The 24,049-nt window shown below is 49.3% G+C and carries 26 protein-coding genes; 1 reads left to right on the forward strand and 25 read right to left on the reverse strand.

Annotated features, from left to right (window positions below; genetic code table 11):
* Positions 1 to 9 precede the first annotated feature (9 nt).
* The 10 genes from B4C70_RS04800 to bshA form a co-directional block, all read right to left on the reverse strand.
* Complete coding sequence (locus tag B4C70_RS04800) at positions 10 to 1,191, reverse strand: pyridoxal phosphate-dependent aminotransferase (RefSeq protein ID WP_214854399.1); 1,182 nt, start codon at positions 1,189 to 1,191, stop codon at positions 10 to 12.
* Between the two features lie 14 nt (positions 1,192 to 1,205).
* Entirely contained in the window at positions 1,206 to 1,673 is a 468-nt protein-coding gene (locus tag B4C70_RS04805) for a hypothetical protein (protein ID WP_075642522.1), read from the reverse strand.
* Entirely contained in the window at positions 1,670 to 1,840 is a 171-nt protein-coding gene (locus tag B4C70_RS04810) for a YpmA family protein (protein ID WP_012370646.1), read from the reverse strand. The genes B4C70_RS04805 and B4C70_RS04810 overlap by 4 nt, the downstream gene beginning before the upstream one ends.
* A gap of 62 nt (positions 1,841 to 1,902) precedes the next feature.
* A complete protein-coding gene (gene dinG, locus B4C70_RS04815) occupies positions 1,903 to 4,716 on the reverse strand; it encodes an ATP-dependent DNA helicase DinG (protein ID WP_290777279.1) in 2,814 nt (937 codons plus the stop codon).
* Between the two features lie 105 nt (positions 4,717 to 4,821).
* The gene (gene panD / locus B4C70_RS04820; protein WP_029341994.1) at positions 4,822 to 5,205 is read right to left on the reverse strand and encodes an aspartate 1-decarboxylase; all 384 of its coding nucleotides are present in this window, start codon (positions 5,203 to 5,205) and stop codon (positions 4,822 to 4,824) included.
* A gap of 2 nt (positions 5,206 to 5,207) precedes the next feature.
* Entirely contained in the window at positions 5,208 to 6,038 is an 831-nt protein-coding gene (gene panC, locus B4C70_RS04825; protein WP_290777282.1) for a pantoate--beta-alanine ligase, read from the reverse strand.
* Entirely contained in the window at positions 6,035 to 6,874 is an 840-nt protein-coding gene (gene panB / locus B4C70_RS04830; RefSeq protein WP_214854411.1) for a 3-methyl-2-oxobutanoate hydroxymethyltransferase, read from the reverse strand. Before panB ends, panC begins: the two co-directional genes overlap by 4 nt.
* Positions 6,875 to 7,122: 248 nt before the next feature.
* Positions 7,123 to 8,094 (reverse strand): biotin--[acetyl-CoA-carboxylase] ligase, encoded by a 972-nt coding sequence (locus B4C70_RS04835; RefSeq protein WP_214854414.1) that lies wholly within the window; start codon positions 8,092 to 8,094, stop codon positions 7,123 to 7,125.
* Positions 8,064 to 9,197 carry a CCA tRNA nucleotidyltransferase gene (locus tag B4C70_RS04840; protein WP_251137855.1) on the reverse strand — a complete coding sequence of 378 codons (1,134 nt, stop codon included), beginning with the start codon at positions 9,195 to 9,197 and terminating at the stop codon, positions 8,064 to 8,066. The genes B4C70_RS04835 and B4C70_RS04840 overlap by 31 nt, the downstream gene beginning before the upstream one ends.
* Positions 9,184 to 10,326, reverse strand: coding sequence for an N-acetyl-alpha-D-glucosaminyl L-malate synthase BshA (bshA, locus tag B4C70_RS04845; RefSeq protein ID WP_214854417.1), 1,143 nt, complete (start codon positions 10,324 to 10,326; stop codon positions 9,184 to 9,186). Before bshA ends, B4C70_RS04840 begins: the two co-directional genes overlap by 14 nt.
* Before the next feature lie 170 nt (positions 10,327 to 10,496).
* Here bshA and B4C70_RS04850 point away from each other — a divergent pair, with 170 nt between their 5' ends.
* Positions 10,497 to 11,384: a YitT family protein gene (locus B4C70_RS04850; protein ID WP_035396836.1), complete on the forward strand. Its 888-nt coding sequence runs from the start codon at positions 10,497 to 10,499 to the stop codon at positions 11,382 to 11,384.
* Positions 11,385 to 11,426: 42 nt separating this feature from the next.
* Here B4C70_RS04850 and B4C70_RS04855 read toward each other — a convergent pair whose 3' ends face one another.
* The 15 genes from B4C70_RS04855 to B4C70_RS04925 form a co-directional block, all read right to left on the reverse strand.
* Entirely contained in the window at positions 11,427 to 12,107 is a 681-nt protein-coding gene (locus tag B4C70_RS04855; RefSeq protein WP_290777286.1) for a zinc metallopeptidase, read from the reverse strand.
* A gap of 44 nt (positions 12,108 to 12,151) precedes the next feature.
* Positions 12,152 to 12,754, reverse strand: a complete 603-nt coding sequence (locus B4C70_RS04860) for a DUF1405 domain-containing protein (protein ID WP_290777288.1) — start codon at positions 12,752 to 12,754, stop codon at positions 12,152 to 12,154.
* A 54-nt stretch (positions 12,755 to 12,808) separates the two neighbouring features.
* Positions 12,809 to 13,600, reverse strand: a complete 792-nt coding sequence (locus tag B4C70_RS04865; protein WP_035407183.1) for a menaquinol-cytochrome c reductase cytochrome b/c subunit — start codon at positions 13,598 to 13,600, stop codon at positions 12,809 to 12,811.
* Between the two features lie 40 nt (positions 13,601 to 13,640).
* Complete coding sequence (gene qcrB, locus B4C70_RS04870) at positions 13,641 to 14,312, reverse strand: menaquinol-cytochrome c reductase cytochrome b subunit (protein WP_214854423.1); 672 nt, start codon at positions 14,310 to 14,312, stop codon at positions 13,641 to 13,643.
* 3 nt (positions 14,313 to 14,315) lie between these two features.
* Complete coding sequence (locus B4C70_RS04875) at positions 14,316 to 14,822, reverse strand: ubiquinol-cytochrome c reductase iron-sulfur subunit (RefSeq protein ID WP_035396830.1); 507 nt, start codon at positions 14,820 to 14,822, stop codon at positions 14,316 to 14,318.
* Positions 14,823 to 14,926: 104 nt separating this feature from the next.
* Positions 14,927 to 15,367 carry a DUF2487 family protein gene (locus B4C70_RS04880; protein WP_214727283.1) on the reverse strand — a complete coding sequence of 147 codons (441 nt, stop codon included), beginning with the start codon at positions 15,365 to 15,367 and terminating at the stop codon, positions 14,927 to 14,929.
* Between the two features lie 181 nt (positions 15,368 to 15,548).
* Positions 15,549 to 16,079 (reverse strand): ReoY family proteolytic degradation factor, encoded by a 531-nt coding sequence (locus tag B4C70_RS04885; protein WP_029342003.1) that lies wholly within the window; start codon positions 16,077 to 16,079, stop codon positions 15,549 to 15,551.
* Positions 16,080 to 16,107: 28 nt separating this feature from the next.
* On the reverse strand, positions 16,108 to 17,370 hold the full coding sequence (locus B4C70_RS04890) for a tetratricopeptide repeat protein (protein WP_290777292.1): 1,263 nt from the start codon (positions 17,368 to 17,370) through the stop codon (positions 16,108 to 16,110).
* Between the two features lie 35 nt (positions 17,371 to 17,405).
* Positions 17,406 to 18,662 carry a 3-phosphoshikimate 1-carboxyvinyltransferase gene (aroA, locus tag B4C70_RS04895; RefSeq protein ID WP_290777294.1) on the reverse strand — a complete coding sequence of 419 codons (1,257 nt, stop codon included), beginning with the start codon at positions 18,660 to 18,662 and terminating at the stop codon, positions 17,406 to 17,408.
* Positions 18,653 to 19,714, reverse strand: a complete 1,062-nt coding sequence (gene aroB, locus B4C70_RS04900) for a 3-dehydroquinate synthase (protein ID WP_290777296.1) — start codon at positions 19,712 to 19,714, stop codon at positions 18,653 to 18,655. The genes aroA and aroB overlap by 10 nt, the downstream gene beginning before the upstream one ends.
* Positions 19,711 to 20,865 (reverse strand): chorismate synthase, encoded by a 1,155-nt coding sequence (gene aroC, locus B4C70_RS04905; RefSeq protein ID WP_035396818.1) that lies wholly within the window; start codon positions 20,863 to 20,865, stop codon positions 19,711 to 19,713. The genes aroB and aroC overlap by 4 nt, the downstream gene beginning before the upstream one ends.
* Positions 20,866 to 20,884: 19 nt before the next feature.
* The gene (locus B4C70_RS04910; protein ID WP_023468638.1) at positions 20,885 to 21,661 is read right to left on the reverse strand and encodes a CheR family methyltransferase; all 777 of its coding nucleotides are present in this window, start codon (positions 21,659 to 21,661) and stop codon (positions 20,885 to 20,887) included.
* Positions 21,662 to 21,853: 192 nt separating this feature from the next.
* Positions 21,854 to 22,270, reverse strand: a complete 417-nt coding sequence (ndk, locus tag B4C70_RS04915; RefSeq protein WP_023468639.1) for a nucleoside-diphosphate kinase — start codon at positions 22,268 to 22,270, stop codon at positions 21,854 to 21,856.
* 93 nt (positions 22,271 to 22,363) lie between these two features.
* A complete protein-coding gene (locus B4C70_RS04920) occupies positions 22,364 to 23,326 on the reverse strand; it encodes a polyprenyl synthetase family protein (protein ID WP_023468640.1) in 963 nt (320 codons plus the stop codon).
* 1 nt (position 23,327) lies between these two features.
* Positions 23,328 to 24,035 (reverse strand): demethylmenaquinone methyltransferase, encoded by a 708-nt coding sequence (locus tag B4C70_RS04925; RefSeq protein WP_023468641.1) that lies wholly within the window; start codon positions 24,033 to 24,035, stop codon positions 23,328 to 23,330.
* Between the last annotated feature and the right edge of the window lie 14 nt (positions 24,036 to 24,049).

The raw sequence follows: 24,049 nt of genomic DNA on the forward strand, positions 1-24,049 counted from the left end.
CTCTCTCTATTAAACGGCTGTATGTGCCGTGATGAATCCTTCAATCCGGTCGAGTGCCTCTAGGACACGTGCCGGATCCGTCGCGTAAGATAGGCGGACATAGTCCGGTGCACCAAATCCTGAACCTGGAATCAAGGCGACCTTCGCTTCAGATAAAACAGCTGTACACCAGTCATCGACATTATCGAATCCACACATCTCGGCAGCTTGCTTTGCATGTGGGAACAAGTAGAATGCCCCTTCTGGCTTCAGACACGTTAATCCTTCGATCTCGATGAGTCGTGCATAGATTTTTTCAAGTCGTTCTTCAAAGATGACACGCATCGCTTCGACCGGTGCATCACCTTCAGCATACGCAGCAACCGATGCTGCTTGCGCAATCGATGTCGGGTTCGACGTCGAATGGCTCGCTAAGTTCGTCATCGCAGAGATGATCTCCTTCGGTCCAATTGCATACCCGATCCGCCAGCCTGTCATCGCATGGGACTTCGAGACACCATTGATGATGACCGTCCGTTCGCGCATCTCTGGCAAGGACGCGATCGAAATATGTGTCGCACCGTTATAGAGCAACTTTTCATAAATCTCGTCACTGATGACGAGTAGATCGTGCTTGATCGCAACATCTGCTACCATCTCGAGCTCTTCTTTCGAATAGACCATTCCTGTCGGATTCGATGGTGAGTTCAAAACGAGTGCTTTCGTTTTTGGGGTAATGTGTTGCTCGAGCAATTCCCGTGTCACTTTGAAGCGAGACGATTCGTCCGTTTCTAAAATGACCGGTACGCCGTCACTGAGTTTAATTTGCTCTGGATAACTGACCCAGTATGGTGCTGGGACGATGACTTCATCGCCTGGATCGAGAATCGCTTGGAACAATGTTGATAGTGCATGCTTTGCTCCTGAAGCGACCATGACTTCTGAGCGTTCGTATGGCATCCATAAGTCACGGCGTGTCTTTTCAATGATTGCATCTTTCAAGGCAACCGTTCCGCCAGACGGCGTATACTTCGTATCGCCCGCTTCTGCTGCCTCGAATGCTGCTTGGATGATGAATTCCGGTGTATTGAAGTCGGGCTCTCCCGCACCTAAACCGATGATGTCTTGACCTTCTTCACGTAGTGCCTTGGCTTTCGCTGTGATGGCTAGCGTCGTAGATGGTGTCAATTGTCGTACGCGTTTCGATAACATGTCGCCCACTCCCTTTACTTGATTCGTAATCGTTTGATGAAAGAACCTTCTTGATACGTGTAATACGAATAATCATAGCCTGTCGTCGTCTTTGAAACGATCTCGATGACGGCACGATCCTCAAAGCCGTACTTAGCAGACACGATGTCTCCTAGTTCCGGATGATCCGCGATGACCGTCTTGATGGCAATACCATCAGCAACTGGTCGTGTCTCAATCGTTCCTTTTTTCGGAACGAACGCCCGTACCGCCTGTTCGTTCTGCTTCATCGTAAAAACGACATATTGACGTTTCCCGTTAAAGACTGATTCGAACCGGACGTCCGTTGGTTTGAGTTCTTTTTTCAGACGCGCCTCTGCTTGTTCGGCGACGCTCTGTTCCCGGTCTTTTGCCTCAGCGATCGTCACCTGATAAACGGCGGTGCCAAGTACAGTCAAAAGGATGAGTGCACTTAGCAGACCAAGCGTGATTTTCCACTTCATGTGCGGTAGATGGTAAAGACCATCTGCTCCTTGTCTTTTTCATCGAGAGCAAGACCGAACATTAAATCTTCCGTTTTCAGTGTCCGATTCAACAAGTCGACGATTTTATACGTATCGTCATGGCGGTTCACTTTGACAGTCGCAAGTGTTTCAATTTTTGAATCCATCTGTATGTCCTCCCTCATTTTTCTCTATCTATTATAATGCGATAGGGTTTATCTGAATAGACTTAATCGCCATCATTCAAGAACAATTCTAGTTCTGCCGTCAGTTCATCAAGCGGTTTTGATAAAACAGGTACTTTCGGCAGACTCGTGACGAACCGTTTTCCATAACGCGTCGTCTCAATCCGGCGATCAAGTACGAAGACGACACCTCGGTCGTTCGTCGTCCGGATCAAGCGTCCAAAGCCTTGTTTAAAGCGAATGATCGCTTGCGGTAAGCTGTATTCGAAAAATGATGATTTCCCGAGTTTTTCGATTCTTTCCGAGCGTGCCTGGACGATCGGTTGGTCCGGTGGCGCGAACGGTAGCCGGACGATGACGAGACAACTGAGATCATCTCCCGGAATATCGACCCCTTCCCAAAAGCTAGCCGTTCCGAACAAGATACAGGCGTCGAGTTGCTTGAACTGTTTCATCAGTCGTTGCCGTGAACCTTGCGTGACCCCTTGCGAGAGTAACGTAAACCGGTCAGGTAGTAACGGCTTCGTCGCTTCATGCGTCAGTCGTAGCAAGTCATTTGAGGTAAACAAGACGAGCATCCGTCCTTCCGTCACCTCTGCGATTTGTAAGATGGCTTCCGCAATCGTCTCTGCGAATTCCGGCAATGGTACATCCTGTAGGAGCGGGAGATCCGTCGGAATCATCAATCGCACGTTATCGGCATATCCGAACGGCGACGGAACGACGAAACGACGTGTCTCAAACGCATCGAGCCCTAAACGGTTCTCAATGAACTGGAACTTGTTCGAGACAGTCAGCGTCGCAGACGTCAGGATACACGTCCGTTTCGAAAAGACGTCCCGTCGCAGTCGCTCTGAAATGTCGATTGGTTGTGTGTAGACCCGTGTTAGTTTCCGGTTCTTAACAGACGTCTCGATCCAAGATACCGTCTCATCGTGCGGGGCAAGCATCGTCTCGAAGATGGCGAGCTCCGCTTCTTCGATTTGTGACGTGATCGCTTTTAAATCCGCGACGAGTGAACGTTCGCGATAACTCATCTGCTCCCGGTGTTCATGGAACAGTTTATGAATCGCCCGGATTGCTTGACGCAAACGCCGCAACACCAATTCAACCCGCTTGGCACTTTCCTGGACGGCACGCATCGAACGGTCGAGTCGCTTGAAGCGAATGCTGACCATTCCTTCCCGTCGTGCTTTGCGGGAAACCAGTTCAAGCCCGTACGCTTGAATGATCATCAATAGACCGTCTGCTTCTTCGAGTAACGTCGTCAGTGCCTCATCGACTGTCTCACTATGGGCTTCGACCATCTCGGCGATGTCCCATTCTTCCGACAGATCGAGCAAGCGGTGTAATAATTTTTTATCGGACGAATACCCGAGTTGTCGGAACAGACGATCAAACGTATGTCCATCAAAGACGAGACCAAAATGATGGCTCGCGACTTCTTCGATTTGGTGTGCCTCGTCCAGAATCAACGGACTTCCTTTCGGTAAGACCCCTGCTTCGAACTGCAGGTCACTAAACAACAAGGCATGGTTCGTGACGATGATCGTCGCATCCTTTGCTTGACGAATCGCATGTTGGAAGAAATCCCGGCTGTACCACGGGTCAAATCGTCCGAGCTGCGATTGGCTATCAGACTGGATCAACTGTTTGATGCCGATATTGCCTTGCGCTGCACCGCCTGGTAAGCTGACTTCTTCTAAATCTCCTGTTTCCGTCTCCGTCAACCAGACGAGCAGAATCGCTTTTGCGAGCGTGAAGTTATAGGCATCCTCTTGATCATTCAAGAAAAATTCGAACTTCCGTAAATCAATATAGTTACTTCGTCCCTTAAGCAATGCAATCTGGACCGGCGCATCGAACAATTGACGCAAGAGCGGTAAATCACGCGCGAACAATTGCTCCTGTAATTGAATCGTGTGCGTACTGACGACGATCGGTACTTCATGTTCGAGCGCGTAATGCGCTGCCGGGACTAAGTAACCGAGCGATTTTCCGGTTCCCGTTCCCGCTTCGACGAGTAACGGAGTTTCTTGATCGAGCGATTGATAGACATGACGCATCATCTCGAGCTGTCCACGTCGCTCTTCATATCCTTCGAATAGACGAGGGAACGTCACGGCATTTAATTCATCAACGAATGGTCCGAACGGTTCAAGAACGGGTGGATGTGCCAACCGCTCCATCGTCTGGCGCTTTTTCAAAGCGATTTTACGGAAACGATCAAACTGTGAATCCTCCTCGATGCCGACTAAACGAATCGCATGGTCGATTTCCTCTTCGATGGCACTGAACAGACGTGGTGATAAACGTCTTAAGTGCTTCAATGTCTCAAGCGGCAACGTATGTAGTCGTTTGAGTAGCTCAAGCAACAATTCAGCCGTCGCCGAAGCGTCACTCCCTGCCCGGTGCGCTTCTTGATGGGCAAGGTGTAATGACTCTGACAGATGCGACAGCGCGTGGCTTTCTGCTGTCGGAAGTAGGATTCGTGCGAGTTCGACCGTATCGATGACAGGACCTGTGTACGGCAAGTATCCTTCCTCTTCTAATGCATCGTTTAAGAAGTTTAAATCGAACTGCACATTATGTGCGACGAAGACACCACCATCGAGCAATGATAAGACACGCGGTGCGATGACATCGAATGTCTCGGCCTCTTTGACATCCTCATCCGTGATGCCCGTCAACTGGGAAATGAACGGAGGAATCGGTTGGGTCGGACGCACGAAGGCAGACAATTGTTCTGTCAACTGTCCATCTTCAATGACCGCCATGCCGATCTCAATCATCTCATCGCCAGCCTTTATGGAATGACCTGTCGTTTCCAGGTCGACTACGACGTACTTTTTCTTCAACACTGATCCTCCACCTTTTATCCACCCTCTCCATGACCGGATGGCATTTCATTCTTCATCTTAACAAAAAAAGAGACCCGCTGACATGATCGGGTCTCTAAAATTTCATAAGATCGTGTGGGCGATTTCTTGAGACAACATTTGTTTGATGTCGTTCTGTTCATTTAGAACAGCCACTTTTGGAACATGTGTCGCGATTTCTTCCGTCGATAGTTGCGCGTACGCCATGATGATGACCTCATCTCCGACTTGGAAATGGCGAGCTGCCGCACCGTTCAAACAGATGACACCTGAACCACGAGCACCTTTAATCGCATACGTTTCAATCCGTGCACCGTTCTGATTATTCGTCACTTGGACTTTTTCATTTTCAAGAATCCCGACAGCATCGAGTAAATCTTCATCGATCGTAATCGAACCAACATAGTGTAAGTTTGCCTCGGTGACCCGAGCTTTGTGTAGTTTAGCGTGCATGAATGTGCGTAACATCGTCATGCTCCTCTCGTATATAGTAAATTATCGATCAAGCGTGCCGATGCAAACTGCACGGCGACAGCTAAGAGAATCGTCGTCGTTTGTTCCGTAACGGGTCTTAGTGAGGGATAGTCGACGGCTTCGACGTAATCGATCGTCGTCCCTTCGAATTGAAGTGCTTCGCGCGTCCGATCGAGAACCGTTTCAACAGGCACCCCTTGATCGAGTGCTTGTTTCGCTTGTTGCAACGCCTGCTGGATGCCCGGTGCTTGCGTCCGCTCTGTTTCCGATAGATAGACATTGCGTGACGATTTCGCTAGACCATCCGCTTCGCGAATGATCGGACAACGGACGATCTCAACCGGAACAAAATAATCAGCGACATACGCTTCAATCAATGCGAGCTGTTGTGCATCCTTTAAACCGAAATATGCACGGGTTGGACGGACGACGTTCAATAGTTTGCTGACGACCGTCAACACACCATCAAAATGTCCTGGTCGTGATGCGCCGCATAAGACATCATCACCGGAGCGGACCGTAACACGGGCTATATCCAGCGGATACATCGTCTCGTTCGTCGGATAGAACAGATAATCGACCCCTTCTGCCTCCGCGATCTTCTGATCGCGTTCCGCGTCTCGTGGATAACGATCCAAATCTTCGTTTGGTCCGAATTGTGTCGGGTTGACGAAAATACTCAAGACGACGACATCGTTCTCTTGTCGTGCTTGTTTGAGCAAAGAGGCATGCCCTTCATGCAAGAATCCCATCGTCGGTACAAAACCGATTGAACCGGCTCCCGCTAAACGTTCGCGTAACGTCTGGACGTCCTGGATGATTTTCATTCTTTGGTCCCTCCATAAAGCGCACCAATCAGTTCTTCGTCCATCTGGAACGAGTGTGCTAGTTCAGGGAAAGCACCGGCTTTGACGTCTTTGACGTAAGCAGCGATTGCTTCCGTTCCTGAAGTATTCCAGTCCGTGTACGCTTTAACGAACTTCGGTAAACGACCGACACCATACGTCAAGATGTCATGATAAACAAGTACTTGACCGGCGACGTCTGCGCCAGCACCGATGCCGATGACCGGAATCGAGAGGAGCTCTTGAATGCGTTTCGCGAGCGGATGCGGTACACATTCGAGGACGAGCATCTTCGCTCCGGCACGCTCTGCTTCCAAACTGTCTGCAATCAGTTGTTCGGCTGCTTCTAGTGATTTCCCCTGGACTTTAAATCCTTCAAGGACACCGACGGATTGTGGTGTTAATCCGAGATGCGCGACACAAGGCATCCCAGCGTCCGTCAAACGACGAATCGTTTTTAAAATCTCCCCTGCCCCTTCCAGTTTCAAGGCATCTGCCTGCGATTCTTGGAAGATACGCGCTGCTGATTCAAGCGTGCGATCAAATGAACCGTGATAGCTTGCGAACGGCATATCGACGATCATGAACGTCTGTGGTGCGCCGCGGCGTACCGCTCGCGCATGATGAACCATGTCGTCGACCGTGACAGCAATCGTTGAGTCATAGCCGAGGATGACGTTCCCGAGGGAATCGCCGACGAGCAACATATCAACTCCTGCTGCCTCTGATAGTTTTGCTGAAGGATAATCATACGCCGTCAACATGACGAGCTTCTCTCCAGCTTGTTGTTTTTTGAGTAATGGACTCATTGTGTGCATCGTGTTCTCTCCTTACGTGTGTAGGGAGGACAAAAGGAAAACGCCTTCTTCTCCAAAATAAATGCATGCGGAAAAGAAGGCGGAATAATTGAATATCGTCCTTCTGTCCCTGTCCGTTAAGATCAAGGCAGTTGAAACAGCTAAAACTGGCACCTGTCAATTCGGTATGGTTCCGGCAAGCGGATACCATCCGTGGCTTTATTATACATGACGGGAAAAGCTCTCTGCAAACCGTCTGATTCAAACCCTCATTCTTTTTCCCAGTAAATCAGCTCTGCCGAATGGAAACGGGTCTCCCCCGTTTCCGTCTCAATCCGAATCGTGCCCGTCTCGTCAATACCAAGCAATGTTCCGGAAGCGGTCATCTGACGTGTCCGTAACGTCACTCGTTCATGTAAGCGATCTGCGAGTGTTTCCCACTCGGAGACGAAAGATCCGAACCCTAGCTCGAGCCACTGTGTGTATAGTCGTTCAAATCGATTCAAAAAAGTCGCGACGACCTCCGCACGTCGGAAAGTTCTTCCTGATTCTCGGACGAGCGAGGTAGCACGATCTTTGATCCCTTCCGGAAACTGCTCGTGATGCACATTGATCCCGATGCCAATGATGACTGAACTGATTCGGTCCGCCTCGGTCTGCATTTCCGTCAAAATGCCTGCCACCTTACGACCGTTGATCAAGATATCGTTCGGCCATTTAATCGTAACCGGAACATTGAATGTTTGGAGAGACTGGGCAAGTGCAATACCTGCTACGAGCGTTAATTGACCTGCTTGGTGCATCGGTACATCCGGTCGGACGAGTAGACTCATTGCGATGCCTTCATTTTTCGCTTCATGCCACGTCCTCCCTAGCTGTCCGCGTCCATTCGTCTGGTGATCGCATACGACGAGTGTTCCTTCCTGCGCTTGCTGTTGCGCTTGCTCATGTGCAATCCGCTGCGTCGTGTCCAGTTCTTCGAAATGAAGGATGTGGCGACCAAGACGCGCTGTCGTTAACCATTGTTCAATGGCAATCGGCGTCAGCAAATCGCCTTCATCGACTAATTGATAGCCTAGTTTTTTATTCGAGATGATCTGGTATCCTTCTTCCTTTAAGGTTTGCATATGTTTCCAAATGGCGGTACGTGAAATATTTAATGTCTCTGCTAATTCCTGTCCGGAGTACCACGTCCGCTGACGAAGTGCGATCAAGATTTGTTCTCGGACTGAGTGCGCCATCGCTCTACCTCCTTCAGTAATGTCACGCGGTCGTTTGGGCAAGCACGCGTGACGACACTGTATTCCAAATGCAAAAGTGCTTCCTTGATCTGTTGTTTTTGAAGACCGAGGCCAATCATGTCTTTTCCGTCGACAGAGAGCTCTTTACGACTGCGAATCGGTAAGTCTGATCGCTCTGGATAATCCGTTCCGGTCATTTCCTGAAGGATCATCAGTTCCTCGTCCGACAACTGATAACGATCCCAGTCTTGTAACGGTCGGTGTAACAGAGGTGTTAAACGCACAGCGAGCTGCACTTGATGTTTCGATCGTTTCCAGCGCGTCAATTGATCTTTCGCAAGACCGGCATCGAGTACGAGTGTCCAGACGGCATCTTTTGAGACACCCTGAAACGACTGCTGCGCTAGTCCTTTGACGATTTCTGAAGTCATACCGGGGAGGTAGCGTTCGATTCCTGTCCGGAGCATCGCCTGTAACGCCTGCTGTTTTCCAGGACCAAGTAAGAGTTTCTCGAACTCGATTGCGATCCGCTCAATCGCAACGGCCTCTAGATGCGGAGCGAGTTTAACGATTGCTCGTTCAGTTGCCTCGTCAAGCGAGAAATCCAGTTGGCTCATGAAGCGGAACGCCCGCATCATCCGAAGCGCATCTTCATTAAAACGTTCAGCTGGTTCGCCGACCGTCCGGATAATTCGCTCTTCGATGTCGCGCGCTCCGCCGAACAAATCCACACGTCCGGATGGTCTGAGTGCCATCGCGTTGATCGTAAAATCACGCCGGGTCAAATCCTCTTCCAAACTAACGCCAAGCGTCACCGCATCCGGTCGCCTACGATCGCTATAGGTTGCTTCCGAGCGGAACGTCGTGATTTCGTACGGTATGTGGTTGAGAACGACCGTTACGGTTCCATGCTCGAGCCCAGTCGGAATGACGACAGGGAATAAGTCGATGATCTGTTCCGGTAACATCGAACTCGCTAAATCATAGTCTCCTGGTGTCCGGTCGAGTAACATGTCGCGAACGGCACCACCAACGATATAAGCCTCACCACCCGCTTGTTCGATCGTCTGAATGATATGATGCGCCCCTTCAAGCAAGTTCATGACGCGCACACACCCGTTCATAGACTTGTTCATAACGACGGACGATCTCATTCGAATCAAAACGACGACGAGTATCGCGAATACCCTCTTCTGCCATCCGTTCTCGTAACAACGGATCATCCGCAAGTTCACCGATGCGCGCCGCAGCGACCTTAACGTCGTAAGTCGGAACGATATATCCGGTGACGCCGTCCTGTATGACTTCCGGTAAGCCACCTGCTGTCGAGACGACACTCGGGACCCCAATTGCCATCGCCTCAAGGACGACGAGCCCGAACGCTTCTTTTTCTGACAACAGGACATGAATATCACTAATGGCGAGCAATTGCGCGACGTGTTCCTGTTTACCGGCAAAGATCACTTTGTCGTAAATGCCGAGTTCCTTTGCGCGACGTCTCGTTTGTCCCATCTCTGGACCATCCCCGACGAGCAACAGACGCATCTTCCGGTCTTTCGCTGCAATGGCGAACGCCGCAAGCGTATCATCGATTCGTTTGACCGGTCGGAAGTTCGAGATATGAATGACGACGACTTCGTCCGCTTCGATGCCGTAATGCCGCTTCAAGCGTTCATCCCGCATCGGATAATAGACACTCTCGTCAATCGAGTTCGCAATGACATCGATGTCGTAGTGTGCATTGAGCGTCGCATTCGTCTCAAGTGCTAGACTCTCGGAGACGGCCGTGACCGCGTCTGATCGTTCGATGCCGTATCGAATAGCCGGTTGCATCTCTAAATCTTGCCCGATGACCGTGATGTCCGTTCCGTGTAACGTCGTCACGACGGCGACGCCTTTTTTCTTAGCCATGTTTCGTCCGAGATCTGCACAGACCGCGTGCGGAACGGCGTAATGGGCATGGATGACATCAAGATCGAATAAATCAATGATTTCTGCGACTTTTGATGCTAACGTAATGTCGTATGGTGGATATTTAAAAACGGAATACTGGTTGACTTCAACCAAGTGGACCGTGATGTTTGGTCGATATTCCGTCAGGCGAAACGGCATGCTCGACGTAATGAAGTGGACGTCATGTCCACGGTCCGCAAGTTTCATACCGAGCTCCGTCGCGACGACCCCACTCCCGCCGACGGATGGATAACAAAGAATCCCAATTGCTTTTTTCATGATAAAACCACACTCTCTTTATGTCTTCTATTCGTCTCTATTCTAAGCAATATCAATCGGAATGACCATACTGATCACTTTTCGAATGATTTTCATAGGAAAAGCTAGTCTTTTTCCGACCGTGCCGTTACCCTAGAGAAAGAGTCTTGATTTGAAAGGAGCATACGGAAATGGCACCTCCATTCCAATTCCCGATTCGGATCCAGAACATCCTCTGGATTTTAGTCGGATCGTTCATCTTTGCTTTTGGTATTTATCATTTTAACGTTCAAAATGAGTTAGCAGAAGGCGGTTTCACCGGAATCACGCTGATTCTAAAAGGTCTGTTCGGATTATCACCATCGATCACGAACTTAGTATTGAATGTCCCACTTTTTTTCGTCAGTTATAAAATTCTTGGTCGGACGACCTTCGTCTACACGTTGATCGGTACATTCAGTTTTTCCTTCTGGTATGGATTGATTGCCAAATATTCACCACTCGTCATCGACCTGCGTGACGATATGGTGCTTGCTGCGCTCTTTGCCGGTGTATTCATCGGCGTTGGTCTTGGTATCATCTTCAACAATGGTGGTACGACTGGTGGTGTCGATATCATCGCGCGTTTGACGAAACGCTACTTCGGTTGGTCGATCGGTCGAACATTCTTGATCTTCGATTTCTTCGTCATCGTCGCATCCTTGACGTATCTCGACTACAAGCAAGCGATGTATACGTTACTTGCCGTCTACGTCGGTGCCCGCGTCATCGATTGGATGCAAGAGGGCACGTATGCCGGTAAAGCAGCGATGATCATCAGTGATCACCGGACGGAGATTGCCGACGGTATTCATGCGACGATGAATCGTGGCACGACCCGTCTAATCGCAAAAGGCGGTTACTCTGGACGGGATCTCGAAGTATTGTACGTCGTCGTCGCTCGCAATGAAATCAATCGCTTGAAGACGCTCGTTAAAAGTGTCGACCAGCACGCCTTCATCACGTTGCATGATGTCTATGAAGTAACGGGAGAAGGATTCACGTTCGACGAAAATCGAGTCCCAATCAAAGAAACGTAAAAAAACACGGATCGCTCAAACGAGCAATCCGTGTTTTTCATTTTAGTCATCACTTGACGGGTTGAAGACGAGCAGTGCGAGACGAAGAAACTCGGCGACGGCGACAAGTGTTGCTGCGACGTACGTCCAAGCCGCTGCGTTTAAGACACGACGTGAACCACGTTCTTCTTCAGCGTCGATGATTCCATGCTCCGTCAACTGCGCCATCGCTCGATTCGAGGCATCAAACTCGACCGGTAACGTGACGAGTTGGAAGACGACGGCACCGAGCATCAAGACGACACCAAGCATCGCAAGACCAGTGAACCCAGCGAATAGACCAATCAACAACAGTGGGAACGATAAGTTCGACGTAATCGACGCGACAGGTGCAATCCGGTGACGGACACGCATCATATTGTAATCCGTCGCATCTTGAATGACGTGACCGATTTCGTGTGCCGCAATCGAAACGGCTGAGACCGTCGAACCATAATAGACGTCTTCCGACAAACGAACGACTTTGTTCGTCGGGTCATAATGGTCGGACATCGTTCCACCGATCGGCTCGAGACGGACGTTCGTGATGCCGTTCTGCTTCATGATGAAGTCTGCGACCTGTGCTCCTGTCACCCCACTCTGAATCGGAACATCTTGATATTTTTTATAGGTGCTCCGCACCCGCATCTGAGCCCAAATCGGGACGATCATGATGATCGCGAGATAAATCAAATAGTTTGCCACGAGACATCGTTCCTTTCTTTTTTGTTTATAGGTCTATTTTATGTTCAAGCGACCTTATTGTCAATTGAATCGCGTGCGACAAACAGATATCCCATCAAAAGACATAATCCAGTCAACCAGAAAGAACCGTATCCGATCCATTTGATGTGCTCTGCAAGCGCCGGGTAGCGGGGCCATTGCCCAAGGACATAATCGACGACATCGTTATGAACGACCCAAATCGCAACGAGAACAAGCTCCTTGACGCGAAATGTCATCAAAGGACTGAATAACAACGCCTGAAACGCCATCGCTCCGTGCGACACCATCAGCATCAGTGCCATCGTTGTTAAGTAGGCGTTTGATGTGCCGAGTTCGTTCAACATCAAGGCATTCATGACGACCGCCCAGACACCATATTTGATCAATGTCACGAATGCGAGCGCTTCAAACAAGCGGGAACGTCGTCCGAAAATCCATAGAAAAACGATGATCGTAAGGAACAGCGATGCGGTTGGGCTATCCGGAATGAACGGATAGAAGTACCACTTCGATGTCGCGAGTTGTGGTTCATACCAGTAGTAGCCGTATAAGGTGCCTGCTAAGTTGATCAATCCGACGATCCAAAGCACGGCTTTATGACGGAGTAAAGTAAATATTCCTTGCAATCGTTTCACCTCATCATCGACAAAAGCCGGAGGATTGCTCCCCCGGCTTTTGGCTTATTTATTGTTTTCGCCGCCTTCACCGTATGAAGCGATGAATTTCGCAAGTTCTTTATGATCGGCATCTGAGCCTTTGAACTGACCAGCCGGCATCGAACCGACACCTTTGACTGCGATATCATAAATCTCTTTTTCAGTCTTTTTCGTTCCGACGAGCGCTGGAGCTGCTGCTCCACCTTCGAGGTTCTTACCATGACAGTTGACACATGACTGGTTCGAATAAATTTCGTATCCTTTTGCCGATGTATCAATTTTTGGTCCTTCGTTCATCGTCAACTCACCTTGCTTGTGGATGGTATCCCAGTGTGTCGTTTGAACAGATTCCCATGTCAAGAAGACGATCGAGACGACTGCGAGGAGCATCATGCTGACGGCGACTGGCCGTTTCGCAGGACGGCGTTCAAGACCTTGGTCGAGCCATGGCGCGACGAGAAGTGCTGTGAACGCAAGACCTGGAAGGATGACTGTTCCCATCAAGATGTATGGACCTGCAGCGAATTGGTATTTCAAGAGCTGATAGAGGAATAGGAAGTACCAGTCCGGAAGTGGAATGTACGACGTATTCGTCGGATCGGCAATGTTTTGAAGTGGTGCTGCTTCTACGATTGTCAGAGTCATGAAGCCGATCAAGAAGACCGCTCCAACCATCCATTCGCGAAGTAAGAAGTTCGGCCAGAACGCTTCCGTTCGACCTGGATATTCCGAATAGTCTTTTGACTTGTTCGGCATCCGGTTATTGATCGACACCCGTGAATCGGTGACGAATTTCATTCCTTTACCACGATGCATCGTGTTCTCCCCCTTTTTTGTTGTCTAGATGATAGTCGGTTTAAAGTGGTCCAGAGATCCCTTGTTTACGGATCATCAAGAAGTGGGCCCCGAGCAAGACGAACAATGCTGCAGGAAGGAAGAAGACGTGAATCGCAAAGAATCGAGCGATTGTACTTGCGCCGACGATTTCTCCACCCGCAAGGAGGGTCTTCGCGATACCACCGATGACCGGGATACTTTCAGCAATCTGAATCGTAACTTTTGTCGCGAACAACGCTTTCATGTCCCAAGGCAATAGGTATCCTGTCAGACCGAGAGCTAAGACGACGAAGAACAAGAGAACTCCGACGACCCAGTTCAATTCACGTGGTTTTTTGTATGAACCAGTGAAGAAGACACGTAATGTATGTAGGAACAACATTACGATAACGACAGACGCACCCCAGTGGTGCATACCACGAACGATTTGTCCGTGTGCGACTTCGTTTTGTAGATAGTAGACGGACGCGTGTGCGTTGATGATGTCCGGTACATAATACATCGTCAAGAACATCCCCGAAAGAATCTGGATGACGATCGTAAAGAACGTCAATCCGCCAAAACAATAAACGAAAGCTGAAAAGTTATGTGCCGGGTTGACGTGCTCCGGTACTTCATGATCGGCGATGTCTCGCCAGAGCGGCGTAATATCAACGCGCTCATCAATCCAATCATAGATTTTTTGCATCATCGCTTACGCACCTCTTTCGACTGGTTTACCAAGGTAGAGGTAACCATCTTTCTGTTGCATTTCATACTCATCGAGTGGTTTCGTTGGAGGCGTACCAGGTACGTTCGTGCCATCCTTCGTATACCGTCCGAAGTGACATGGGCAATAGAATTGCTCCGGGTGCGTTGGATCTGCGCCGAAGCTGACTTGGCAACCTAAGTGTTTACAAATCGGTGAAAGGGCCAAAATTTCTCCCTTATCATCTTTGAACACCCAAGCCGACAACGTTTCTTCGAACTCATACCACGCATCTTGCGTTTGTTTCTTGAAGTCGACCCGTTTTGGTTCTGTCGTGATATCCGACAACTTCATTACTTTTACTTTATCGCCTGCTCCTGATTTCTTCAGGACTGGATCAACTGCGAAGTTGACCATCGGCATGACCATTGTCGCAGCCATGAAACCGCCGACGCCTGTCAATGTATACGTCAAGAATTGACGACGTGTTACGTTAGACCCGTTTTGAGCCATCTCGATCCCCCCTTGTGATGTACGCTGTGCCCCAAGACGACAGTACTTCACACAAATTTCTCACATGGTAATAGTATCTTAATAAAATCATTGCGTCAACCGCTTCATAGCGCGGTCCAACGGTTTCCTAACTGTTCGAGAACTTGTCCAACAAAATTCCCGACCATCTGACCTTGTTGGTCACGACTCATCGTCTCAAGAGCTAGACGTGGCACGTAGATAATCTCTTCTGCGGCAGTCTCCTTCCACCTTAAATCAGCGGTGATGAAGGTGATGAAACGGAATTGCCCGGAAGCAGCCGCTTGACGCCATCCTTCCAACTGTTCGATCGACGGTGCATCGATATAGGTCAGAGCAGGAACGAGCAACGCCCGTCCGGATAGCTGGCGTTCGACTTCGGACGCCACCGTCAATGTCATGTCTGCGCATTCCGCGTAAGCATGCATCGCCTCATCGAAACCGACCGGAAGCAAAGGCACGATCAGCGTATCGATGTACTCTTGCTCGCTTCGTGTCCGCTGTACGTCGGATGGTTTGAAACGCAAGTCATTTCCCCCTTTCTTCGTACTTACAATTCGTCACATTTAATGTATCATATCCGCATTTCCTCCTACTCTCTTAATGTGAACGTTTTATGAAATTCCACTCTATTTTTCTTCATATTTTGCACAAATCTTCACATACGAAAGGACCCTACTACCTCCGCTGGGCAATAGAGTCCTTCTGTTAAGGAAGTTGACTTCGAACGAGCCGTAACTGTTCGGAAAGAGAGTGGAATCGATGTTGATCGCGTGCATCCAGCGCTTCATCAATCAAGCGGACTAAACGTTCTTCTTCCTGCCGATTGACCGTGACCGCGATGAAATGTGTCGCTTCATCCGCTAAGCGCGGTTCAACTGCAACTTCTGGGCGAAACGGATTTTCTTCTAGTAAAGACAAATACTCGTCATCCATCATCATACCTTGGAAGTTCAACTCGATATAGATATCTTCCGAGGTCAGGCGGATGTCATGATACGCTTTTTCTGGATCTAACGTTGTGACATCCCCTTTTTTGAAGAGAAACGGTTCCGCATCGAACCCGTATGTCGTCATGATGATTGCCTTCGGAGCGAAGGTCGCATTTTGGACGAAGTGTACTTGCTCGAGTTTTGCCTCATTACGCAGCCAATAATCGATGATCCATTTCGCTTCCCGTCGCTTTAACGTGTAATAGGTCAAGATGCGGCGTAAGAATCGCTGCTTTCTCTCTATCATCTCAATCCTACTCCCTTCTCCCGTGAAGTCATCCATCCATTCGTTCAACATAGTCGACGAGTTCGTTATCTTCTGGTGTCAACTTAGCAGCGCGGCGGAGAAGACGTTGTCCCTTTTCACGCCGTCCTTCCTCGACGAGTGCGAATCCATACTCTTTCAAGAAGAGCGCATCTTCCGTGAATGCACCTTCGACTATCGCATAATTCTCCATCGCTTGTGTGTATTCCTCTAAGGCATACAAAGCGCGTGCCCGGTACCATGTTAGAATCGGAGCCGTGACGTGTTCTTCGATGGCAGAGATCGTCTCGATCATCGCTTCGTGGTCCTCGTCTTCAGCAAGTAACGACAGCAAACGTTCCGCTGCGACGATCGATTCCGGATTCAAGGCAAGCGCTTCACGTAGCGCTTGGACGCTTCCAGCGCGATCGCCGAGTTTCAGAAGGAACAAGGCTTCCATCGTCCGCAACTCATCATTGTAATCGTCGCGCTCCATTCCTTGTTTGATGACGTTCAGTGCTTCTTTTGTCAAACCAAGTTCGGCTTGGCTTTCCGCATATGGTACGTACGCCGACGTATAGTCAGGATCCTGTGCAATCAATTGCTGGAATGTCTCGACCGCTTTTTGATGTTGACCGACACGGTGAGCCGTCATCGCAAGACCAAACAGCGTATGCAGGTCGGAACGTTCTGCGACAGCACGTTCGTACAGTGGAATCGCATCTTCAAATTGTCCTGTCATCGCGAGTGATTCCGCGTAAAGGGCATCGAGCGGCAATTCAGCACGTAACTCTGGTCGCTCCGCGATTTCGGCGAATAACGGTACCGCCTGATCAAACGCACCAAGCGTCATGTAGAGCTCAGCCAAACCGTATGCTAGTAACGGTTCGTCCGGTGCAAGGTTACGCGCTTCCTTCAGCTTCGCTAACGCTACTTCGTCAAGACCTTGCGACTGATAGAGGTCAGCGAGTAATACGAGAGAACGTGGACCATATTCCGTGTCCATTGTGTCGACCTGTTCGAGGACGGAGATCGCTTCTTCTTCGCGATCCAAATCGATATAACACTCTGCTAGTAACAAGGCTACTCCCGCGTTACCCGCATATTCGACGTAAAGCGGCGCCAAGAGATCGACCGCCCGGTCAGACAAACCGAGTTCGATATAGAGATCGGCAACGGCGAGGCGGTCCTCATCCGTTCCTGTCTTTTCGAGTTTTTCTAATGCTGCTAACGCTTCCGAGGTGTGACCATGTTCTAATTCTTCGATGATGCCATTCAATAGTTGTTCATTCAAGGCAAACGCCCCACTTTCTGTCATCCGCCTATTGCTTACTCAGATTGGTCGGATTGAAGTCTCTTTAAATCATCATAGAACGTTGGGTAGCTGACTTCAACTACTTCGCGTCCATGAACCATAATTTCTGGATTGATCGTCGCCGCGATCGTCAACATCATCGCGAGCCGGTGATCACCTGCACTGTCGACTTCCGCTGCTTGCAGAGGTGTCGGTCCTTCGATGATCATGCCGTCATCCGTTGCCTCGATGTTCGCTCCAAGACGCTGTAATGCCGTCACGACCGTGTCAATCCGATCCGTTTCCTTGACACGAAGCTCTTGTGCATCGCGAATGATTGTTCGTCCTTCCGCTTGCGTCGCAAGCAAAGCGAGTAACGGAATCTCATCAATCAAGGATGGAATCTGATCACCTTCGACCGTGATTGCTTGTAACGATATCGTCTCGACGGTCACATCTGCCGTCTCCTCTCCACCGTCTTCTGAGCGATGATTGATTTCGACACTTGCACCCATCTGGCGTAACGTCTGTAAAAAACCAATCCGTGTCGGATTCATCAAGACGTGGGTCGTCGTGATGCGACTATCCTGCCCGATTGCTGCTGCCGTCCACCAAAACGCTGCTGACGATGGATCGCCTGGAATGTCGAGTGACGTTGCTTGTAAGCGTACAGGACCTTGAACACGAATGTGCCGACCATCCTCACGTTCATCGATCGCTACGTCAACACCGAACTGCGGCAACATCCGTTCCGTATGGTCGCGTGACAGGATTGGCTCGATGACTGTCGTCTCACCCGTCGCATGCAGACCTGCGAGCAACACGGCACTTTTCACTTGTGCACTTGCGACTGGCAACGTATACGTCGTTCCGACAAGCGGCGTTCCTGTGATGTGAAGCGGCGCCGTCTCACCTGTGATGTTCGCTCCGAATAAGGCAAGCGGTTCCGTGATTCGTTTCATCGGACGTCTGCGCAAGGAAGCGTCGCCATCGAGCGCATATGTCGCTTGACCGCCTGCTAGGATACCGCTCAAGAGACGAATCGTCGTCCCCGAGTTTCCGCAATCGATCGTCGCTTCTTGGAACGTATCCGTTCCGGTGATCCGAATTTCCTCTGATGTTCGATCGATTTGTGCACCGAGCGCCTGCATCGCTACTAGTGAAGCAAGACAATCGGCCCCTTCAAGTGCGTTTCTGACATGTGTCGTTCCCTCGGCGATTCCGCCGAACAGGAAAGCACGGTGCGTCATTGATTTATCGCCAGGTACTTGTACTGTTCCTCTTAAGCCCATTCTAGACACCTCACTGTTTGATTGAATGCTTGGCGCAATCGTTCTTCGTTGATCGCTTCTAAAATGAAGCGCCCTTCTTTTTCAAGGACGAATCGAATCATTTCTTGGTGGTTCTTCTTGTCGCGACGCATCAGTTCAAGGTATGTCTTAAACGATTGTCGATCCGGTAATTCCGTTCCAAGACGGTGGAGCAATTGCCCGAGCTGTTTCGCCTGTCCGTCATTTCCTTCCAAGAACTTGACGAAGACGAGTCCGATCCCTACTGCCTCGCCATGCGCAAGACCAGGACTCGCATATTCAACGGCATGACCGAACGTATGTCCATAATTCAAAAAGGCACGCATCCCTTGCTCCGTCTCATCTTGTTCGACGATATCCCGTTTCACATTAATCCCCCGTGCGAGCCAGTCTTCCAAATCGAGTCCTTTGACAGCATCCAGCGAAATATCGAGTAACGAATCCGCAAATGATGGTCGCGCAAGGAACCCATGCTTGACTAACTCAAAGAAGCCACTTCGCCATTCCCGGTCTGGTAATGTCTGAAGGAGCGTTAAATCATACACGACACCACTTGGCTGATAAAATGCACCGACTAAGTTTTTACCGAGGGAGAGGTTAAGACCAACCTTTCCACCAACACTTGAATCGTGCGCTAACAGTGTCGTCGGAATTTGAATGAACGGGATGCCGCGCAAAAAGGTTGCCGCGACGAATCCCGCTAAATCACCAATCATTCCACCGCCAAACGCAAGGATCAGGCTATGACGTGTCATCCCATACCGAACCCCTTCTTCGAGTAGAGCGCCATAAACGGCAAGCGACTTACTGTGCTCCCCAGGCGCAACAGTGCTGATATGAACGTCGATCGACGGCGATACATCCGCTAACGCATCCTGCAATCGATCCATCTGCAAGTGATGTACCGTTTCATCCGTGATGACCCAGATGCGGTCCGCCTCGTTCAGCGCTGAAAGATGCGATAACCGGGCTAATGCCCCATTTCCGATAAGTACTGGATATGACGTGTTCAACCGGATATCAAATTCGATCAAAACGTCCGAACCTCCTCTTTATAAGCAGCGACGGCAGCCTGAAGACGATCGAGTGTCGATGTCCCGAACATTTCAAGGATAGCGACCGCAATCTCAAATGCGACGACGGCTTCTAGAACAACCGATGCGGCTGGAACGGCACAGGCATCACTTCGCTCGATTTGTGCCGTGAATGCTTCCTTCGTCTCGATATCGACTGATTGCAGTGGACGATAAAGCGTCGGAATCGGCTTCATCGCAATTTGGACGCGAATCGGCATGCCTGTCGACATCCCGCCTTCGATTCCGCCTAGATGGTTCGTCCGCCGATGATAGCCGGATGCATCATGAACGATTTCATCTTGGACGGTACTCCCCTTGCGACGACCAAGTTCATATCCGTCACCAAAACCGACTGATTTCATCGCATTGACGCTAATGACAGCTTGTGCAATCCGGCTGTCGAGCTTTAGATCGTTTTGGGTGAAGGACCCGACGCCTGGCATCATGCCTGTCACGACGACTTCGATTTCACCGCCGAGTGTATCCCCTTCTTTTTTGGCCGCATCAATTTCCTCCATCATCCGTTGTCCTGCTTGTTCGTCAGCACATCGAACGGGTGAAGCGTCAATCGTTTCCTGATGTTCGACGGGATCCTTCCACGGTGCATCGATGCCACCGATCGACCGTACGTGCGAGAACACTTCAATCCCGAGTTCATTCAGTAATTGTTTAGCGAAGGCGCCGACGGCAACACGTGCTGCCGTCTCACGAGCGGAAGAACGTTCTAGTACATCGCGTAAATCGCGATGACCGTACTTCAATCCACCAACGAGATCCGCATGTCCAGGACGTGGACGCGTCAACGTCCGCGGGCGCTCCAACTGTTCTTCGAGCGGTTCCGCTTGCATGACTTGTGTCCAGTGCGTATGATCCTTATTCTCGATGAACAAACTGATTGGTGATCCCGTCGTATATCCATGACGGATCCCGCCACGTGCATCAATTTGATCCTGTTCAATTTGCATGCGTCGTCCGCGTCCGTATCCGCCTTGGCGACGTGTCATTTCACGCTGGATGGCTTCGAAATCAATCGTGAGTCCTGCTGGCATCCCATCGATGATGACGGTCAACCCTTTTCCATGTGATTCTCCTGCTGTCATGTAACGCATTCGCTTCATCCCTTCCTGATCAACCGATTTTTTCGTAAAAGAAGCTCTGTTTCATCTTTAACCCAAACCGTTCGGGTTGGAAAATTTGTTCCGTTCCACCAACGAATAGGATTCCGCCTGGCTTTAAGGCCTCGACGAACGAACGATAGACGTGCGCTTTCGCTTCTTCTGTAAAATAAATCAGCACGTTGCGGCAGATGATTAAATCAAACCCCGTATCGTACCGGTCTCCTAACAGATTATGTTTACTGAAACGAACGAGTCGTTTGATTTCTGGAACGACTTCGAACGTTTGCTCTTGCTCGATGAAATATTTCTTTTTACGCGCTTCGACGACTTCATTCAATGCAGAAGCTCCATATCGACCAAGCTTGGCTTTTTCAAGAACGAGTTCATCCAAATCCGTTGCTTGAATCGTAAAGGCGGATGGATCGAGCCGTTCACTTAAAATCATCGCGAGAGAGTATGGTTCTTCTCCGGTCGAACAAGCTGCGCTCCACGTCCGGATTCGTCCATGTGCTCGCGACTCTAGGATCGGTAAGATATCTTGTTCCAATTGTTGCCAACGAATCGGATTACGGAAAAATTCACTGACATTGATCGTCATCCGGTCTAAAAACTCGTCGTATAACGATGTGTCCTTATCCATTGCCTGCATATAAGAAGCAAATGTACTATATCCTTTTTTGTCACGTAACGCCGTCAATCGCCGCTTCATCTGTGCTTCTTTATACTGACCGAGATCAATCCCTGATTTGGTCTTGAATCGTTGAATAAAAAGTTCATAATCTTCCAATTGGCACACCTCGCTCACTCTCGATATCGAATGGTCATTTCCATGACCGGTTCAACTTATTTTCTATAGTAGCATAAAGCTATAGGCATTCCAAAAAGCAATTAGACAATTGGGTCATTCCGTTTTACAAGAACACGACAAAAGGGATTCGATCAAATCGAATCCCTTCCCCGTTGTCTTTCTATTCATTTATTACGCGTTGACTGGTTGTCCTTGAAACCAGAGGGCAAGCTCACGCTCCGCACTCTCGACACTATCCGAACCATGGATGACATTCTCGCTCATCGTGTTCGCGAAATCACCACGGATCGTTCCAGGTGCTGCTTCAAGTGGTTTTGTTTTCCCAATCATCAAACGAGAGACGGCAACGACGTCTGCACCCTCGACACGAAGTGCAACGACAGGACCTGATGTGAGGAAAGTGACCAACTCTCCAAAGAACGGTTTCTCCGCATGCTCTTCGTAATGTGCTTTTGCTAACTCTTCTGTGACGTTCATCATTTTCATTTCACGAATGATGAATCCTTTGCGTTCGATCCGTCCAATGATTTCCCCAATCAATCCACGTTCTACGCCATCTGGTTTGACCATCAAAAATGTCTGTTCCATCTCTAGTTCCCCCTATGAAATGCTTTTAGAAAAGCGCTTACATAGTCAGTTTACTGGCTTTTAAGAAGAACAGCAAGAAATTTTTGACAATCTTCAACCTTTTCGTTTTCCAACGTAGCGCGCGACTTCTTCAAGCGATCGCTTCGCAGAGGATTTAGGTAATGGTTCGAGACGTTTGATGGCACGATGGATGTAATGATCGACTGTTTGTTGCGTTCGTTCGAGAGCACCCGAAGTTTGAAGAAACGACAATAAAGGTGCGACTTCTTCATGTGTTGGCATACTCTCGATTTTTGAAAGACGTTCATAAAAGACAGCATCTTCTGCACCATAAAAGACAGGTAATGTTTTGTGTCCATGACGCAAATCCTCTGCTACGGGCTTACCAAGTTCTGTGCGATTCGCTGTGAAATCAAGCAAATCGTCAGCAATTTGAAACGCAAGTCCGATATCTCGTCCAAACAACCGTAACGCTTTCGTATCGGCTGCAGAACAGTTCGCAACAATGGCACCTAGGTGACAACTCGCTTCGATGAGAATGGCTGTTTTTCGTTCGATCCGTTTGATGTAGCGTTTAATCGACTGTTCCCAATCATATTGGTCATAGATTTGTTCAATCTCACCTTCGCAAATTTCACGCATCGTATGGACCATCACTTGGACAAGTTCCGGTTTTCCGACTTCACCAATCAATCGAATCGCCTCTCCAAACAGATAGTTCCCGGAATACAGTGCGACTTCTTCATCAAAGTATTGCATGACAGTCGGTTTCCCTCTTCGTAGTTCCGCGTCATCAATGACATCGTCATGAACGAGTGATGCCATATGGACGAGCTCAAGACTGGCCGCCACACGAATCAGCTCATCCCGATCTGCTTCACCGAATTTAGACGCTAACAATACGAATGCCGGTCGAATCCGTTTTCCACCAGCCTTCAACAGTTGCTTTCCTGCCGCATCGATCGTTGGTTCCTCAGAAGCGATATGACTGATCAGAAAACGATCGACTAAATTAACTTCCTTCGTGACATCACGGTATATGGAATGCAGTGACATCTCACCACTTCTTCCCAAGGTGCATCGCAGCAGCCCCACCCGCGAATGCCTTGACTTCCACTTGCATGAAGCCTGCCTGTTCGAAGAGTTGTTTCAGTTCGACGCGGTCGAGGAACACTTCCGTCGATTCTTGTAGCCAGTTGTATTGATCGTATGATTTCGCAAGCAATCGCCCGACTTGTGGCATGATTTTTCCGAAATACAATGAATATGCCTCGCGGAAAATCGGTGCCGTCGGTTGACTCGTCTCGAGACAGACGACCGTTCCACCTGGTTTTAAGACACGATGCATCTCTTTGATGACCTGTAGATAATCCGGTACGTTTCGTAGACCAAACCCGATCGTCACATAATCGAACGAGTTATCACCGAACGGTAGATCCATCGCATTTCCGTGAATCAATTCGATGTTTTTCATATCGAGCGCTTCTACCTTCTCCACGCCGACTCTTAGCATGTTCTCTGAAAAATCAAGTCCTTTGATGACACCTGTCGGACCGGCTGCTTTCGCTAGTTGAATCGTCCAGTCCGCTGTTCCACAACAAAGATCGAGACATTTAGCACCCGGGAAGACTTGCATCCGGCGCATCGTCTCGCGTCTCCATAGTTTATGCAGTCGGAAGCTGATGACTGAATTCATTTGATCATAGTTCGTTGATATCGATTGAAACACTTCATATACTTTTTTTTCTTTATCTTTTGCCTGCACACCGCTCACCCTTT

Source organism: Exiguobacterium sp. UBA5002 (assembly GCF_002396765.1).
Classification (GTDB): domain Bacteria; phylum Bacillota; class Bacilli; order Exiguobacteriales; family Exiguobacteriaceae; genus Exiguobacterium_A.

Coding starts and splice junctions, on each gene's coding strand:
- B4C70_RS04840 (WP_251137855.1), bottom strand. CDS start 9,197: ATGAACTTGCTTGAAGGGGCGCATCATATCATTCAGACGATCGAACAA.
- B4C70_RS04800 (WP_214854399.1), bottom strand. CDS start 1,191: ATGTTATCGAAACGCGTACGACAATTGACACCATCTACGACGCTAGCC.
- panD (WP_029341994.1), bottom strand. CDS start 5,205: ATGTTACGCACATTCATGCACGCTAAACTACACAAAGCTCGGGTCACC.
- aroA (WP_290777294.1), bottom strand. CDS start 18,662: ATGGGCTTAAGAGGAACAGTACAAGTACCTGGCGATAAATCAATGACG.
- B4C70_RS04810 (WP_012370646.1), bottom strand. CDS start 1,840: ATGGATTCAAAAATTGAAACACTTGCGACTGTCAAAGTGAACCGCCAT.
- B4C70_RS04920 (WP_023468640.1), bottom strand. CDS start 23,326: ATGTCACTGCATTCCATATACCGTGATGTCACGAAGGAAGTTAATTTA.
- B4C70_RS04885 (WP_029342003.1), bottom strand. CDS start 16,079: ATGATAGAGAGAAAGCAGCGATTCTTACGCCGCATCTTGACCTATTAC.
- aroC (WP_035396818.1), bottom strand. CDS start 20,865: ATGCGTTACATGACAGCAGGAGAATCACATGGAAAAGGGTTGACCGTC.
- ndk (WP_023468639.1), bottom strand. CDS start 22,270: ATGGAACAGACATTTTTGATGGTCAAACCAGATGGCGTAGAACGTGGA.
- B4C70_RS04805 (WP_075642522.1), bottom strand. CDS start 1,673: ATGAAGTGGAAAATCACGCTTGGTCTGCTAAGTGCACTCATCCTTTTG.
- qcrB (WP_214854423.1), bottom strand. CDS start 14,312: ATGATGCAAAAAATCTATGATTGGATTGATGAGCGCGTTGATATTACG.
- B4C70_RS04850 (WP_035396836.1), top strand. CDS start 10,497: ATGGCACCTCCATTCCAATTCCCGATTCGGATCCAGAACATCCTCTGG.
- panC (WP_290777282.1), bottom strand. CDS start 6,038: ATGAAAATCATCCAGGACGTCCAGACGTTACGCGAACGTTTAGCGGGA.
- panB (WP_214854411.1), bottom strand. CDS start 6,874: ATGCACACAATGAGTCCATTACTCAAAAAACAACAAGCTGGAGAGAAG.
- B4C70_RS04875 (WP_035396830.1), bottom strand. CDS start 14,822: ATGGCTCAAAACGGGTCTAACGTAACACGTCGTCAATTCTTGACGTAT.
- bshA (WP_214854417.1), bottom strand. CDS start 10,326: ATGAAAAAAGCAATTGGGATTCTTTGTTATCCATCCGTCGGCGGGAGT.
- B4C70_RS04865 (WP_035407183.1), bottom strand. CDS start 13,600: ATGCATCGTGGTAAAGGAATGAAATTCGTCACCGATTCACGGGTGTCG.
- B4C70_RS04835 (WP_214854414.1), bottom strand. CDS start 8,094: ATGGCGCACTCAGTCCGAGAACAAATCTTGATCGCACTTCGTCAGCGG.